Annotated in this window: 13 protein-coding genes; 8 read left to right on the forward strand and 5 right to left on the reverse strand. The window is 61.3% G+C overall.

Features of this window, described 5'->3' with window-relative positions:
• Nucleotides 1-398 precede the first annotated feature (398 nt).
• From AC1D19_RS27250 to fabI, 6 genes are read left to right on the forward strand one after another with little or no spacing between them, the layout of a single operon-like run.
• Nucleotides 399-2,219: an extracellular solute-binding protein gene (locus tag AC1D19_RS27250; RefSeq protein ID WP_477765224.1), complete on the forward strand. Its 1,821-nt coding sequence runs from the start codon at nucleotides 399-401 to the stop codon at nucleotides 2,217-2,219.
• Nucleotides 2,216-4,057 carry an extracellular solute-binding protein gene (locus tag AC1D19_RS27255; protein ID WP_477765180.1) on the forward strand — a complete coding sequence of 614 codons (1,842 nt, stop codon included), beginning with the start codon at nucleotides 2,216-2,218 and terminating at the stop codon, nucleotides 4,055-4,057. The genes AC1D19_RS27250 and AC1D19_RS27255 overlap by 4 nt, the downstream gene beginning before the upstream one ends.
• A gap of 4 nt (nucleotides 4,058-4,061) precedes the next feature.
• Nucleotides 4,062-5,135, forward strand: a complete 1,074-nt coding sequence (locus tag AC1D19_RS27260) for a microcin C ABC transporter permease YejB (RefSeq protein WP_223547164.1) — start codon at nucleotides 4,062-4,064, stop codon at nucleotides 5,133-5,135.
• Nucleotide 5,136: 1 nt separating this feature from the next.
• Nucleotides 5,137-6,156 carry an ABC transporter permease gene (locus tag AC1D19_RS27265; RefSeq protein ID WP_007979115.1) on the forward strand — a complete coding sequence of 340 codons (1,020 nt, stop codon included), beginning with the start codon at nucleotides 5,137-5,139 and terminating at the stop codon, nucleotides 6,154-6,156.
• Between the two features lies 1 nt (nucleotide 6,157).
• On the forward strand, nucleotides 6,158-7,768 hold the full coding sequence (locus AC1D19_RS27270; RefSeq protein WP_477765181.1) for an ABC transporter ATP-binding protein: 1,611 nt from the start codon (nucleotides 6,158-6,160) through the stop codon (nucleotides 7,766-7,768).
• Nucleotides 7,769-7,787: 19 nt separating this feature from the next.
• Nucleotides 7,788-8,582: an enoyl-ACP reductase FabI gene (gene fabI, locus AC1D19_RS27275; RefSeq protein WP_057715039.1), complete on the forward strand. Its 795-nt coding sequence runs from the start codon at nucleotides 7,788-7,790 to the stop codon at nucleotides 8,580-8,582.
• Nucleotides 8,583-8,739: 157 nt separating this feature from the next.
• Here the strand turns inward: fabI and AC1D19_RS27280 are convergent, their stop codons facing one another.
• The 5 genes from AC1D19_RS27280 to AC1D19_RS27300 all read right to left on the reverse strand — a co-directional run bounded on the left by AC1D19_RS27280 (nucleotide 8,740) and on the right by AC1D19_RS27300 (nucleotide 13,937).
• Nucleotides 8,740-9,321: a GGDEF domain-containing protein gene (locus AC1D19_RS27280; RefSeq protein WP_477760279.1), complete on the reverse strand. Its 582-nt coding sequence runs from the start codon at nucleotides 9,319-9,321 to the stop codon at nucleotides 8,740-8,742.
• Between the two features lie 74 nt (nucleotides 9,322-9,395).
• Nucleotides 9,396-9,977: a hypothetical protein gene (locus AC1D19_RS27285; protein ID WP_477765182.1), complete on the reverse strand. Its 582-nt coding sequence runs from the start codon at nucleotides 9,975-9,977 to the stop codon at nucleotides 9,396-9,398.
• A gap of 1 nt (nucleotide 9,978) precedes the next feature.
• Nucleotides 9,979-12,147 (reverse strand): xanthine dehydrogenase family protein molybdopterin-binding subunit, encoded by a 2,169-nt coding sequence (locus AC1D19_RS27290; RefSeq protein WP_477765183.1) that lies wholly within the window; start codon nucleotides 12,145-12,147, stop codon nucleotides 9,979-9,981.
• A gap of 7 nt (nucleotides 12,148-12,154) precedes the next feature.
• On the reverse strand, nucleotides 12,155-12,610 hold the full coding sequence (locus AC1D19_RS27295) for a (2Fe-2S)-binding protein (RefSeq protein WP_477753587.1): 456 nt from the start codon (nucleotides 12,608-12,610) through the stop codon (nucleotides 12,155-12,157).
• Between the two features lie 172 nt (nucleotides 12,611-12,782).
• Nucleotides 12,783-13,937 carry an NnrS family protein gene (locus AC1D19_RS27300; protein ID WP_477765184.1) on the reverse strand — a complete coding sequence of 385 codons (1,155 nt, stop codon included), beginning with the start codon at nucleotides 13,935-13,937 and terminating at the stop codon, nucleotides 12,783-12,785.
• A gap of 339 nt (nucleotides 13,938-14,276) precedes the next feature.
• Between AC1D19_RS27300 and AC1D19_RS27305 the strand changes: the two genes are divergently transcribed.
• Nucleotides 14,277-14,780, forward strand: coding sequence for a VOC family protein (locus tag AC1D19_RS27305; protein WP_477753589.1), 504 nt, complete (start codon nucleotides 14,277-14,279; stop codon nucleotides 14,778-14,780).
• 33 nt (nucleotides 14,781-14,813) lie between these two features.
• Nucleotides 14,814-15,647, forward strand: coding sequence for an AraC family ligand binding domain-containing protein (locus AC1D19_RS27310; RefSeq protein WP_477765185.1), 834 nt, complete (start codon nucleotides 14,814-14,816; stop codon nucleotides 15,645-15,647).
• Nucleotides 15,648-15,815: the final 168 nt, after the last annotated feature.

A 15,815-nucleotide genomic window follows, 5' to 3' on the forward strand; every position in this document is an offset into this window, starting at 1 on the left:
TGTTGCAGTACCACGATTCACCCTTCAGGTTTTGCGATAGCTGAACAACAGATGACGTGAACGGCCTACCGGCCTGGCGAAGATCCTGGCATAAAAATCGGCTTTAAGAAGCCGATGGGCTTTTTAGGATCGTCAGGCGCGATTCTCATCGTGGCGCTGGGGCATGCCCCAAACAGACGCCGGATAGATTTAAGCAAGCCAACCACACCACCCGTTAATCAGTATTGCAAAAATGGGGGCGACCATAGAATTTTTTATGGCGAGCACAAAACCTGTAGGATTGCGACCCGCCGATATTGCGCATTAACCCCCCGTCTTTTTCCTGTCCATACAAGCTGTTACTGTACGGTCCACAAAGCCCAAGCCGCCTGGATCGGATCCCCTATTTGAAGCGTCCCCTGCCCCTGCTCCTGATCTGCCTGGCCTTGAGCTCCACCGCAAGCGCGACGATCAGCGAAAGCCATGGTTATGCGCAGTTCGGCACGCTCAAGTACCCGGCCCGATTTACCCACTTCGACTGGGTCAACCCGCAAGCGCCCAAGGGCGGTACGTTGCGGGTCATGGCGTTTGGCACGTTCGACACGCTCAACCCGTACACCTTCAAGGGCACCAGCCCGGTCACCACGCCGAATTTCCTGCAATACGGCATCAACGAGCTCAACGAGCCGCTGATGGTCGGTACCGGGCAGTACGCGCCTTCGGGTGACGAGCCCGCGTCCAGCTATGGCCTGATCGCCCAGTCGGTGGAGTACAGCGAGGACCGCAGCTGGGTGGTGTTCAACCTGCGTCCCGAAGCACGCTTCCATGACGGCACGCCGATCACCGCCTATGACGTCGCGTTCTCCTACCGCACGCTGCTCAAGGAAGGCCATCCGCTGTACCGCACCAGCCTTCAGGAAGTGTTGCGGGTCGACATCCTCAACCCGCAGCGCATCCGCTTCGTGTTCAAGCGTGCCGGCAATCCGCTGCTGATCCTGCGCCTGGGCGAAATGCCGGTGCTGGCGCAGCACTACTGGAAAGGCCGCGACTTCAAGGCCACCACATTCGAGCCGCCGCTGGGCAGCGGACCGTATCGCATCACCTCGGTCACGCCGGGACGGCAGATCATCTTCGAACGGGTCAAGGATTACTGGGGCAAGGACCTGCCGGTCAATCGCGGCAAGTACAACTTCGACCGCATGGAGGTCGAGTTCTACCGCGACAGCGACGTGGCGTTCGAGGCGTTCAAGGCCGGTGAATTCGATATCTATATCGAGCATCAGGCGAAGAACTGGGACACTGGCTACAACTTCCCCGCCGTACGCCGCGGTGACGTGATCAAGACACAGATTCCCCACCAGATCCCGACCCAGACCCAGGGTCTGTTCATGAACAGCCGTCGCCCGGCATTCTCGGACGCCAAGGTCCGTGAAGCGCTGGGGCTGATGTTCAACTTTGAATGGACCAACCGCACGCTGTTCAGCGGCGCCTACCAACGCGCCATGAGCTACTACCCCAATAGTGAGTTCTCGGCCAGCGGTTTGCCGGTCGGGCACGAATGGCTGTTGCTCAAGTCCTATCGTGAACAGCTGCCGGCCAGGCTCTTTACCGAACCGTTCAGCCTGCCGCAGACCGACGGGCACGGCATCCCCCGGGAGACCTTGCGCAAAGCCCTTGGCCTGCTCGCCGATGCCGGCTGGAAGTTCAATGGCCAGCGCCTGCAAAACGCCGCCGGGCAGCCGTTGCGCCTGGAGTTACTGCTGGTCAACCCGAACCTGGAGCGCATCCTCCAGCCTTACCTCGAGAACCTGACCAGCATCGGCATCGACGCACGGCTGCGCACGGTCGATCGCGCACAATACAAGCAGCGCCTCGACCAGTTCGATTTCGACATGATTCTGATGACCCTCAACCAGACGCTCAGCCCGGGCCTGGAACAATGGCAGTACTTTCACTCCAGCCAGGCCGGGGTCAAGGGCAGCAAAAACTACGCCGGCATTGCCGACCCGGTAGTCGATCACTTGCTCGAGCAGTTACTGGCGGCCCAGACCCGCGATGAGCAAGTCGCCGCCGGCAAGGCCCTCGACCGCGTGCTGCTGTGGCAGCACTACATCGTGCCCAACTGGTACCTCAATTATCACCGTCTGGCGTACCGCAACCGGCTCGCCTTCGTCACCACGCCGCCCTACACCCTGGGCCTGAACGCGTGGTGGCTGAAATCTTCGGAGAAAGATCAATGAAACCCATCCGCACCCTGCTCCTGCAGGCCAGCGGCCTGTTGTTCGCCGGGCTGGCCTGCGCCGCCCCGCAACACGCCGTGACCCTGTACAACGAGCCGCCGAAATACCCGGCCGATTTCAAACACTTCGACTACGTCAATCCCGACGCGCCCAAGGGCGGAATCTTCCGTCAGGCCGGTTTCGGCGGTTTCGACAGCCTCAACCCGTTTATCAGCAAGGGTGTGCCGGCGGACGATATCGGCATGATCTACGACACCCTGGCCAAGCAAGGGCTGGACGAGCCGTTCACCGAGTACGGCCTGATCGCCCGCCTGATCGAGAAAGCCCCGGACAACGGCTGGGTGCGCTTTTACCTGCGCCCCGAAGCACGCTTCCATGATGGCCATCCGATTCGCGCCGAGGACGTGGTGTTCAGCTTCCAGATGCTGACCAAGGATGGCGCGCCGATGTACCGCGGCTACTACAACGACGTGGCCGAAGTGGTCGCCGAAGACCCGCTCACCGTATTGTTCAAGTTCAAGCACACCAACAACCGCGAACTGCCGCTGATCCTCGGCCAGTTGCCGGTGCTGCCCAAGCACTGGTGGGCCGACCGCGACTTCAACAAGGGCAACCTGGAAATCCCGCTGGGCAGCGGCCCGTACAAGGTCAGCGAAGTGAAGGCCGGACGCTCGGTGCGTTACGAGCGGGTCAAGGACTACTGGGGCAAGGACCTGCCGGTCAATCGCGGTTTCTACAACTTCGACGTGATGACCACCGATTACTACCGCGACAACACAGTGGCCCTGGAAGCGCTCAAGGCCGGGCAGTTCGACTACTGGCTGGAAATGACCGCGAAAAACTGGGCCAACGCCTACAACACTCCGGCGGTCACCGAAGGTCGACTGGTCAAGGAACAGATTCCCAACGGCAATCCGACCGGCATGCAAGGGTTCGTGTTCAACCTGCGCCGCCCGGTGTTCCAGGATGTGCGCGTGCGTCAGGCATTGTCGCTGCTGCTGGACTTCGAATGGACCAACAAGCAACTGTTCAACGGTGCCTATGCGCGTACCCGCAGTTACTTCGAGAACTCGGAAATGGCCGCCACCGGCCTGCCTGATGCCGAACAGGTGGCGATCCTCGAACCGTTCCGCGGCAAGCTTTCACCGCAAGTGATCAGCGAAGCGTTCCAGAACCCGACCACCGACGGCAGCGGCATGATCCGCGCCCAGCAACGCCAAGCCTATCAACTGCTGCAGGAGGCCGGCTGGCGCATCGTCGATGACAAAATGGTCGACGCCACTGGCAAACCGGTGGTCATCGAGTTCCTGTTGGCCCAGACCGAATTCGAACGGGTGCTGCTGCCGTTCAAGCGCAACCTGAGTGACCTCGGCATTGATCTGGTGATCCGCCGGGTCGACGTCTCGCAATACATCAACCGCGTGCGTTCCCGGGACTTCGACATGATCGTCGGCAGCTTCCCGCAATCCAATTCGCCGGGTAACGAACAACGGGAATTCTGGATGTCGGCCGCTGCAGACAAACCCGGCAGCCGCAATTCCATGGGTCTGAAAGATCCGGTTATCGACCAACTGGTCGAGCAACTGATCAACGCCGATTCGCGCAACAGCCTGGTGGCCCACGCCCGCGCGCTGGACCGCGCTCTGCAATGGGGCTATTACGTAATACCCAACTGGCACATCAAGACCTGGCGCGTGGCGTACTGGAACCACATCGGCCATCCAAAGGTCTCGCCTAAATACGACATCGGCACGGCCACCTGGTGGGTCAAGCCCGACATCAAGCCGGCGATAGAAGTCGAAACCACACTGCAGGCCGCTCCTGCGGGCACGGAGTAATCAGATGCTGGCGTACATTTTTCGGCGACTGTTGCTGATCATTCCGACCCTGTTCGGCATCCTGCTGATCAACTTCGTGATCATCCAGGCTGCCCCGGGCGGGCCGGTGGAACAGATGATCGCCAAGCTCGAAGGCTTCGAAGGCGCCACCAGCCGCATCGCCGGCGGCGGTGCCGAAGTCTCGGTGGCAGGCTCGGCCTATCGCGGCGCCCAGGGCCTGGACCCGGCGCTGATCAAGGAAATCGAACACATGTACGGCTTCGACAAATCGGCGCCGGAACGCTTGTGGATCATGGTCAAGAACTATGCGTCCCTGGATTTCGGCGACAGCTTCTTCCGCGACGCCAAGGTCATCGACCTGATCAAGGAAAAGATGCCGGTGTCGATCTCCCTCGGGCTATGGAGCACGCTGATCATGTACCTGGTGTCGATCCCGCTGGGGATCGCCAAGGCCAAGCGGCACGGCAGCCACTTCGACGTCTGGACCAGTTCGGCGATCATTGTCGGCTACGCGATCCCGGCGTTCCTGTTCGCCATCCTGTTGATCGTGGTGTTCGCCGGCGGCAGTTACCTGGACTGGTTCCCGTTGCGCGGGCTGACCTCGAACAACTTCGATGAACTGAGCATGGGCGGCAAGATCCTCGACTACTTCTGGCACCTGGCGCTGCCGGTGACTGCACTGGTGATCGGCAACTTCGCGACCATGACCCTGCTGACCAAAAACAGCTTCCTCGACGAAATCAACAAGCAGTACGTGATCACCGCCAGGGCCAAGGGCCTGACCAACCACCGCGTGCTGTACGGCCACGTGTTCCGCAACGCCATGCTGCTGGTGATCGCCGGTTTCCCCTCGGCCCTCATCGGCATCTTCTTCACCGGCTCATTGCTGGTGGAGGTGATCTTCTCCCTCGACGGCCTCGGCCTGATGAGTTTCGAAGCGGCGATCAACCGTGATTACCCGGTGGTGTTCGGCACGCTGTTCATCTTCACTTTGCTGGGGCTGGTGGTGAAACTGATCGGCGACCTCACCTACACCCTTGTCGATCCGCGCATCGACTTCGAAAGCCGGGAGCATTGAGATGAACCTGTCCCCTCTCAATCGCCGACGCTTCGAACTGTTCAAGGCCAACAAGCGTGGCTGGTGGTCGCTGTGGCTGTTCCTGATCCTGTTCGGCGCAAGCCTGGGCGCCGAGCTGATCGCCAACGACAAGCCGCTGGCGGTGCATTACGACAACAACTGGTACTTCCCGGCGCTCAAGCGTTACCCGGAAACCACCTTCGGCGGCGAATTTCCACTGGAAGCCAATTACAAGAGTCCGTACATCCGCGAACTGCTCAAGGCCAAGGACGCCTGGGTGCTGTGGGCACCGATTCCCTACAGCTACCAGAGCATCAACTACGACCTGAAAGTCCCGGCCCCGGCCCCGCCCTCGACGGACAACCTGCTGGGCACCGACGATCAGGGCCGCGATGTGCTGGCCCGGGTGATCTACGGTTTCCGCATTTCGGTGCTGTTCGCCCTGACCCTGACCGTGCTCAGTTCGATCATCGGCGTGATCGCCGGGGCCTTGCAGGGTTTCTACGGTGGCTGGGTGGACCTGGCCGGGCAGCGCTTCCTGGAGATCTGGTCCGGGCTGCCGGTGTTGTACCTGCTGATCATCCTCGCCAGTTTCGTGCAACCCAATTTCTGGTGGCTGCTGGGGATCATGCTGCTGTTCTCGTGGATGAGCCTGGTGGACGTGGTGCGCGCCGAATTCCTGCGCGGGCGTAACCTGGAATACGTACGCGCCGCCCGCGCCCTGGGCATGCAGAACGGTGCGATCATGTTCCGCCACATTTTGCCCAACGCGATGGTCTCGACCATGACCTTCATGCCGTTCATCCTCACTGGCGCCATCGGCACATTGACCGCCCTGGACTTCCTCGGTTTCGGCCTGCCGGCGGGCAGTCCTTCGCTGGGTGAACTGGTGGCCCAGGGCAAATCCAACCTGCAGGCGCCGTGGCTGGGTATCAGCGCCTTTGCGGTGCTGGCCTTGATGTTGAGTTTGCTGGTGTTCATCGGCGAGTCCGCTCGCGATGCCTTCGACCCGAGGAAGTGAAATGAATCAGCACAATCTGATCGAAGTGCGCGACCTGTCCGTCGAGTTTGTCGTTGGCAATCGCTGTCAGTTGGCAGTCGAAGGCGTCAGCTTCGACATCAAGCGCGGCGAAACCCTGGCTTTGGTCGGCGAGAGCGGTTCCGGTAAATCGGTCACAGCACATTCGATCCTGCGCCTGCTGCCCTACCCGCTCGCCCGGCATCCGTCCGGCACCATCGAATACTCCGGGCAGAACCTGCTGAACCTGAAAGAAAAAACCATCCGCCACATTCGCGGCAACCGGATTGCGATGATCTTCCAGGAGCCGATGACCTCGCTCAATCCCCTGCACTCGATCGAGAAACAAATCAATGAGGTGCTGAACATCCACAAGGGGCTGACCGGCAAGGTCGCGACCAAACGCACGCTGGAGCTGCTGGAGATGGTCGGCATCCCCGAGCCGCACAAGCGCCTCAAGGCCCTGCCCCACGAATTGTCCGGCGGCCAGCGTCAGCGGGTGATGATCGCCATGGCCCTGGCCAACGAGCCGGAACTGCTGATCGCCGACGAGCCGACCACCGCGCTGGACGTGACCGTTCAGCTGAAAATCCTCGAATTGCTCAAGGAACTGCAGGTCCGATTGGGCATGGCGCTGCTGCTGATCAGCCATGATTTGAACCTTGTGCGAAGAATTGCGCATCGCGTATGTGTCATGCAGCAAGGATGCATCGTCGAACAGGCATCGTGCGAAGAACTGTTCCGCGCGCCGCAGCATCCGTACACTCGGGAACTGCTGGCAGCGGAGCCCGGCGGCAAGCCTGCAAGCAACGTGATCGGCCCGCCCTTGCTGGCGGTCGAGGACCTGAAAGTCTGGTTTCCGATCAAGAAAGGCTTGCTCAAGCGCACGGTGGATTACGTCAAGGCGGTCGACGGCATCAATTTCAACCTGCCCCAAGGCCAGACCCTGGGGATCGTGGGCGAAAGCGGTTCCGGCAAATCGACACTGGGTCTGGCGATTTTGCGCTTGATCGCCAGCAAAGGCGCGATTCGTTTTGAAGGCCAGCAGCTAGACTGCCTGACGCAGCAACAGGTCCGGCCGCTGCGGCGGGAGATGCAAGTGGTGTTTCAGGACCCGTTCGGCAGCCTGAGCCCACGGATGTGCGTGAATGACATCGTTGGCGAAGGCCTGCGGATCCACAAGATGGGCACCGCGGCGGAACAGGAACAAGCGATCATTGCAGCACTCAAGGAGGTAGGCCTGGATCCGGAAACCCGGCACCGCTACCCCCACGAATTTTCCGGAGGGCAACGGCAGAGAATCGCCATTGCCCGGGCATTGGTGTTAAAACCGGCGTTGATTTTGCTGGACGAGCCGACTTCGGCCCTCGACCGCACGGTACAACGCCAGGTAGTGGAGCTTTTGCGTTCGCTGCAAACCAAGTACAACCTGACGTATCTGTTTATCAGCCATGACCTGGCTGTGGTGAAAGCGCTGAGCCACCAGTTGATGGTGGTCAAGCATGGCCAAGTGGTCGAACAGGGAGACGCGCAAAGCATTTTTGCCGCCCCCCAACATCCGTATACACAGCAGTTGCTGGAAGCCGCTTTTCTGGCTCCGGCCACTGCGCAATAACCTGAAAGAGGAGCAACACATGGGTTTTCTCGCCGGTAAGCGCGTACTGATCGTCGGTGTCGCCAGCAAGCTGTCCATCGCATCCGGCATCGCTGCCGCCATGCATCGCGAGGGCGCTGAGCTTGCCTTCACTTATCAGAACGACAAACTCAAGGGTCGTGTCGAAGAGTTCGCACAAGGCTGGGGCTCGAGCCCTGAGCTGTGCTTCCCGTGCGACGTGGCCAGCGATGAAGAAATCGCCAAGGTCTTCGAAGAGTTGAGCAAGAAGTGGGACGGCCTGGACTGCATCGTGCACTCCGTCGGCTTCGCCCCGGGCGACCAACTGGACGGCGACTTCACCGAAGCCACCACCCGTGAAGGTTTCCGCATCTCCCACGACATCAGCGCCTACAGCTTCGTGGCCCTGGCCAAGGCCGGCCGCGAAATGATGAAAGGCCGCAACGGCAGCCTGCTGACCCTGTCGTACCTGGGCGCCGAGCGCACCATGCCGAACTACAACGTCATGGGCATGGCCAAGGCTTCCCTGGAAGCTGGCGTGCGTTACCTGGCCGGCTCCCTGGGTCCGGACGGTACTCGCGTCAACTGTGTATCGGCTGGCCCGATCCGCACCCTCGCCGCTTCCGGCATCAAGAACTTCCGCAAGATGCTGGCCGCCAACGAAGCGCAAACCCCGCTGCGCCGCAACGTCACCATCGAAGAAGTCGGCAACGCCGGCGCCTTCCTGTGCTCGGACCTGGCGTCCGGCATCAGCGGTGAAATCATGTACGTGGACGGTGGCTTCAACACCACGGCCATGGGCAGCATCGAAGAGTAATCTTCGGTCAGCCATTAAAAAACCCGCCTCTTCTGGCGGGTTTTTTATGCCTGCGATTTCCCCGGGCGATGCCGTCCTCCTACAGTGGATCTCTGGCGTTCACAAAACCTGTGGGAGCGGGCTTGCCCGCGAAGAGGCCCGCCAATTCACCACTGTTCTAACGGCTCATCACACGCTCGGCCTCACCCAACAGTTCCTCGATCGAGTCATGAACAGTGGGGTCATATTCGACCTGGGTAACACTGAACCGAATGTCATAACTGCGATGCGCCGTGGCGTTGCGCTCATCGAGAATCTCATTGAGCCGGGCCTTGATCGCCTCAATCTCCACGACGCTGGAACCGGTCAGCAACGCCACGAACCGGTCGCCTTCGAGCCGGCCGACCACATCGCTTTCACGAAAACCGATACGCAGGACATCGGCGAATGTCTTCAGCGCATCGTCACCTTTGGCCCGGCCATACAGATAGCTCATGCGCTTGAATTCATCGAGGGTGAAGTACAGCAGCGTCGCCGGCGTCCCCAGCTCCCGACAGGCGTTCAGCCCGAGCCGGGCCAGTTCGCTGAAGCCATGGCGATTGGACAGCAGCGTCAGCTCGTCCATGCTCGCCATTTGCACGCCCGCCAACTCTTGTTCGGCCTGGCGCGCCAGATCCCGCAGCCGTTCACGTTCTTGCTGTGGCGTGAGCAACGGGTTTGCGGATCGACCCGATTTGCCTGTTTTGCCTGAGATCAACATCATTCACTCCCTTGGCAGGTATGCACGTTAGAGTCGCCCATACCCGTATTGACTCCCTATTAGCGTGCCGCTGGTCAGCTACCCGCCAGCGGGCACGGCCCTCCTGCATCGGCCCAGCGCTTGAACCGGGTGACGAAGATATCGTGCGGTACCGACACCGGCGCGCGATTGCCGCCCGGATTCCAGCCCCACAGCACCAGCTTGTCCTCGCTGACGTGTTTGATCAGTGCGGCGAAATCCCGATCGCCGTTGCTGGAGCGATCCTTGATCATCGCGCACAACCGGTCGGCCGGCAGGCCGATCCAGGCCATCCGCTGCGCTGCTGGCGGCAGGCTCCAGTGTGGCGCTCCGGGCGGCGCGTGCGGACCATAACTGGCCGGCGGATTGCCTTGCGCATGGCACGTTGCACAGGGCAACCCGGCCGAGCCCTTGCCGTCCATGCCGCGCACGACATTCATCGCGTGGGGCACCCCGGCATCGAATTGCAGCGGCGAATCACCGGGAATGTGGCAGTTCTGGCAACGCGGGCTCTGGAAGACTTTCTGCACGGTGTCGAATGCCTGCAAGGCCTCGCGGTCTTCGGCGAACACGTGCGATGCGTAGGCGATGAGACAGATCAGGATCACCGTCCCAAGCAACCAATGATGTCGTTTCATCTCACACCCCCGACAGCTGCAACGGCAGCTCCCGCAGGCGCTGCCCGGTCAGGGCAAACACCGCGTTGGCCACCGCCGGCGCCGTGGGTGGCACACCGGCTTCGCCGATACCGCCGGGTTTGTCGCTGCTGGGCACGATATGCACTTCGACCACCGGCATTTCATTGAGCCGCAGCACCTGATAGTCGTGATAGTTGGACTGCACCACCTGCCCGTCCTTGAGCGTCAGCTTGCTGTGCAAGGCGAAGCTGAGACCAAAGGTGATGCACGACTCCATCTGCGCGGCGATGCTCTGTGGGTTGACCGCAATGCCGCAGTCCACCGCACACACCACCCGGTGCACACGGATGGCGAGGTTGTCCTGGGACACCTCGGCCACCTGGGCCACGTAACTGCCGAACGACTCGTGCACCGCCACGCCCAGTGCATGGCCGTCCGGCAGCGGTGCCTTCCAGTTGGCCTTCTCCACCGCGAGGTTCAGTACACCGAGGTGACGGGGATGGTCCTTGAGCAAGGTTCGCCGGTATTCCACCGGATCCTTGCCGGTCGCCGTGGCCAGTTCATCGATCAGCGATTCCACGACAAACGCAGTGTGGGTGTGCCCCACCGAACGCAACCACAAGACGCTGATCCCGGTTTTCGGTGAGTGCAGTTCGATCTGGTGATTGGCCAGTCCTTCGATGTAGGGGCTGTCGGCCACGCCTTCGACGGAGGTCTTGTCGATCCCGTCCTTGACCATGCTCGCTTCAAGGGAAGTCCCGGCCATGATCGACTGCCCGACCATCACATGTTTCCACGCCAACGGCAGGCCGTCGGCCCCCAGCCCGATGCGCGCATGGTGCAGGAACGCCGAGCGGTAGTAGCCACCGCGGATGTCATCCTCGCGCGTCCACACGGTTTTTACCGGTGCACCGGCGGCCTTGGCGACATACACCGCTTCGCTGACGAAGTCCGAGGTCGGATTGGCCCGGCGCCCAAAGCCACCGCCGAGAAACTCGGTATGGATCTCGACCTGTTCGGGTTTGAGCCCGGTGATTTTCCCGGCAACCATCTGGTCCAGGGTCTGGAACTGGGTGCCGGTCCAGATTTCGCATTTGTCCTTGGTGATGCTCACCGTGCAGTTCAGCGGTTCCATCGGCGCATGGGCCAGATAAGGTACGCTGTATTCAGCGTCGATGGTCTTGGTCGCTTTCGCCAGCGCAGCCTGGGTATCACCGGCCTGACCGGCGTTCAGGCCGGGGGTGGTGGCGAGTTTACGGAAGTTTTCCAGCAACGCCCGGCTATTGAGCCCGGCATTCGGCCCCGGGTTCCACTCGATTTTCAGCGCATCGCGCCCCAGCTTCGCCGCCCAGAAATGATCGGCGATCACCGCGATACCCGTCGGCACTTGCACCACTTTGTGCACGCCCGGAATCGCCAGCGCTTCGGCGCCTTCAAAGGATTTGACGCTACCGCCGAAGGTGGGTGAACGGGCGACCATCGCCGTCATCAGCCCGTCGAACTGCACGTCCATGCCGAATTTCGCCCGGCCGGTGATTTTCTCCGGCGTGTCCAGACGCTTGGTGGGTTTGCCGATCAGCCGCCAGTCTTTGGTGTCCTTGAGCTTGATCGAGGCCGGGTCCGGCCGTGGCAACTGCCCGGCGTCATCGGCCAACTCGCCATAAGTTGCACGATGCTCACCGGCGATGACCACGCCTGATTCGGTACGAATCTCGGATGGAGCGACGTTGAAACGCTTGGCCGCCGCGTCGATCAACATCAAACGCGCCGCCGCGCCGGCCTGACGATAGCGGTCGAATTCCATCCAGGTCGAGGTCGAACCGCCGGTGATCTGCATCCCGCCAAAGCCAGGCATACCGTAATCGGCGGCCGAAGCCGGGGAATGCTCGACGCGGATTTTCGACCAGTCGGCGTCGAGTTCTTCGGCGATCAGCATGGTCAGGCCGGTCCAGATGCCCTGGCCCATTTCCGAATGGCCGAGCAACACGGTGACGCTGTTGTCATTACCAATGCGCAGGAAGGCGTTGGGCGCAAATACGTTGCCCTGGTTCTCTGCGCCCATGGCGAAACGGTGGGCGCCGGGCATGACAAACGCCACCACCAGTCCACTACCCAGCAACGCACTGCCCTTGAGAAAACCACGGCGCGATAACGCGTTGATGCTGTTCATGGCCACCTCATCCCAGCTCGGCGGCTCGCTTGACCGCCGCGCGAATCCGCGGGTAAGTGCCGCAGCGGCAGATGTTGCCGGACAGCGCCTGATCGATGTCGCTGTCGGTCGGTTGCGGAATTTTCGCCAGCAACGCCGCCGCCGACATGATCTGCCCGGACTGGCAGTAACCACACTGGACCACGTCAAGTTCCGCCCAGGCCTGTTGCACCGGGTGCGAACCGTCCGCGGACAGGCCTTCGATGGTGAGAATCTTTTGCCCATCGGCCACCGCGGTGGCCGGTGTGATGCAGGCGCGTAGCGGCGCGCCGTCGACGTGAACGGTGCAGGCCCCGCATTGGGCTATGCCACAGCCGAATTTGGTGCCGGTGAGGTGGGCGACATCGCGCAAGACCCAGAGCAGCGGCATGTCAGCGGGGACATCCAGCTCCTGATCCTGGCCATTGATGTTCAGGGTCAGCATGGCGCATTTCCTCAGACTCACGGTGATCTGAAGGGGCGTCGCCGCGGCCTTGTACAGCCTGCGCGCGCCTCGGGTTCTCCCTTCAGCTAAGCGCAGATTTGCCGGCAGACCGTTGTGCATCGACCACCGGTCATGAAAAGGCCGCCTCGATGGGCGGCCATGGAACCGTTCGCTAGAGCCTTGGCCCTATTAAAATGCCGGTGTAGCGCCAGACAAAAACCGCAAAAGCGCTACACCACAGCAGCGCCGACAACGCCAACCCGTAACCGGAAAAAGGCACCAGCCACACCCGACACGCCCCCGCCAGCAACAACAGGACAAACCCCGCAACGATCGCCCTGGACGGCTGTAACATTCGCCCGGTATGCCCCAGGCTGACCCGTGCAATCATCGCCAGAATCAACCCGCCGATACCGCCGACGGCCAGCGAATGGGTGGCCAGGCTTTGCTGCGGCATCCAGCCCAGGTGCCACAGCGCCATGGCCAGCGTCGCTACCGCGAGCCAGGCGTAAGCCAGGTACAGCGACCACAGCAACGGCACGCGCCACAGGTCGCGGTCATGCCAGCGCCACAATCGCAGCAGATGCAAACCGCTGATCAACGCAAACAACAGCGCCAGCCACACGCGCGGGACGTCATTCAATCCGGCGGCAAAGGACACCGCCGCCAACATGGCGCTGATCAGCAACACCTTGCCCGGCAACGGATGGGCCGCAGGCGTTGCGGGCCGGTTCAGGCCGCGCTGGACAAAGAATGGAATCACCCGCCCGCCGATCACGCTCATCAGCGCACCCACCAGCCACAAGGCAGCCAGCACGCCATGGCGTTGCAGATTGGCGTCATCAACGGCGACCCCCAACAACGTCAACGCCTGACATCCGGCCAGCAACGACACCATCAACAGAATCGGATAATTCTCGCGCTTGCCCGCGGCCAGCAGATCGCGCCCCAACACCCACACCAACAGCGGCAGAAACGGAACTTGCAAGGCCAGCAGCAAGGGCGCCGGCATCGGCAACCACCAGGCCAGCCGCGCCAGCAGCCACACCAGCACCAGGCCGATCAGCGGCCAGCCCTTGAGCCCCGGCCGGCCGGTCCAGTTGGGCACCGCGGTCAGGAGGAACCCGGCAATGATGGCCGAGGCAAATCCGAAAGGCATTTCATGTCGATGCCAGGCGAGCATGCCGCCCAGCGGTTGCGCACCGGGCAAGCGGCCGTACAACCACAAGGCCCAGATCGCCACGGCGATGGCGGCGAAACCGGCCCCGACCAGAAAGAACGGTCGAAAGCCCAGACTGAAAGCCGGTGCAAGGGCAAGCCGGCGCATCAAGCCACCACCCGGGCCGGGACTTGGCTCGACAGATGAAGAACGTTCTGAGGGTTGCTGAAGAAGTTGAACATTTTGCGTACTCCTGAAGGCGTTCAGTTGTACGTTTATCTGTACAAGTCCCGTGCCAGCTCTTTACCCCTTCAGATCCAGGCACTTGCGCTCATACGAGTCATAAAGACTCGATACATAAATAGTCTGTTTGACTCCACACAAGTCATTTCGACTATATCTTCGCAACCCCGCGGCAATTTTCTCGATCTACGGTACGGCCGAACGACCAGAGGCTGACTACGCTGAAAGTCCAGGACATGCGCAACCTGCAGAGGAGTTGGCACCATGCAACGCGTACAAAAACTCACGCCCTGCCTGTGGTTCGACGATCAGGCCGAAGAGGCAGCGAAATTCTATTGTTCGATCTTCGACCATTCGAAAATCACGGCCATCACCCATTACGGCCACGCCGGTTTCGAGTTCCACGGCCGGCCGGAAGGTTCGGTCATGACCGTCAGCTTCGAACTCGACGGGCAGAGTTTCACCGGCCTCAACGGCGGGCCGTTATTCAAGTTCAGTGAGGCGGTGTCGTTTCAGGTCAATTGCCTGACCCAGGAAGAAGTCGACCATTACTGGGGCAACCTGTCGGCCGGTGGCGTGCCCGAGGCCCAGCAATGCGGCTGGCTCAAGGACAAGTTCGGGCTGTCGTGGCAGATCGTCCCCGTGGCGATGATGGAGATGATCAAAGACCCCGACACGAAAAAATCCCAACGGGCCATGCAGGCGATGATGCAGATGAAAAAACTCGATATTGCGACGTTGCAGCGCGCCTTTGACGGCGAGAGCTAATACACTCGGGCGCTGACCTGCCGAGGAGTGAGCATGAAGCACGCCGTTGCCAAGAACGCCGACAAGGCCCCGCGCTTCTGGCGCGATGATGCCCTGCCCTTCATCGAAGCCCGCTCCATCGCCGACGGGCGCGAAGTCTGCTACACCCGGCACGCCCATGAGCACTTTTCCATCGGGGCGATCACCGCCGGGCGCAGCACCTATCTCCATGAGCAGTCGGCGTTCGAGGTCAGCGCGGGCACGGTGGTGCTGATGAACCCCGGCGACGTCCACGCCTGCAACCCGATCGAAGACCAACCCTGGTCGTACCTGATGCTGTACGTCGACACGCCGTGGCTGGCCGATTTGCAGCATCAGCTTGGGTTCAGCGATGACGCGGCGTTTCGCTGTTTCTCGGTGACCCATACGCGGGACACCAGCCTGTTTGCCGGCCTCGCGGGCCTGTATGAAGTGTTGGTCGATCCGCGGCACGATGTCCTGTGCAAGCACAGCGCGGCCGTGGAGTTTTTCACTGATGTGCAGCAGCGATTGAACCCGATCGACCCACCGCTGCGTGAACCCAATTTCAAGCTGGAGCGTGCTGCCGATTACATCCGCGACCACTGCACGCAAACCCTCAGGCTCGAAGATATTTGCGAGGCGGCACAACTGTCACCGTCCTACCTGATCCGTGCCTTCAAACAGCATTACGGCATGACGCCCCACGCGTTCCTGGTGAACCGGCGCATCCAGTTCGCCCAGGATCAATTGCGCAGCGGCAAGCTGATTGCAGACGTGGCACTGGAAGCGGGGTTCGCCGATCAGGCGCATTTTCAACGGGCGTTTAAACAGCATCTGGCGGCGACGCCGGGGCAGTATCGGGGGTGAGGCACTGGCTGAGTCTGTGGCCTGACTGAATCTGTGGCTTAGTTGAATCTGTGATTTGGTTGAGTCTGTGGCGAGGGAGCTTGTCGGATCGCCGCACCGTCCCGCTCGGCGGCGAAGCCGTCGTAAATCCTGCAAGCAATGTATGCCTGAAAGAATGCCGAGGGCCGC

Source organism: Pseudomonas sp. P1_C12, assembly GCF_056406435.1.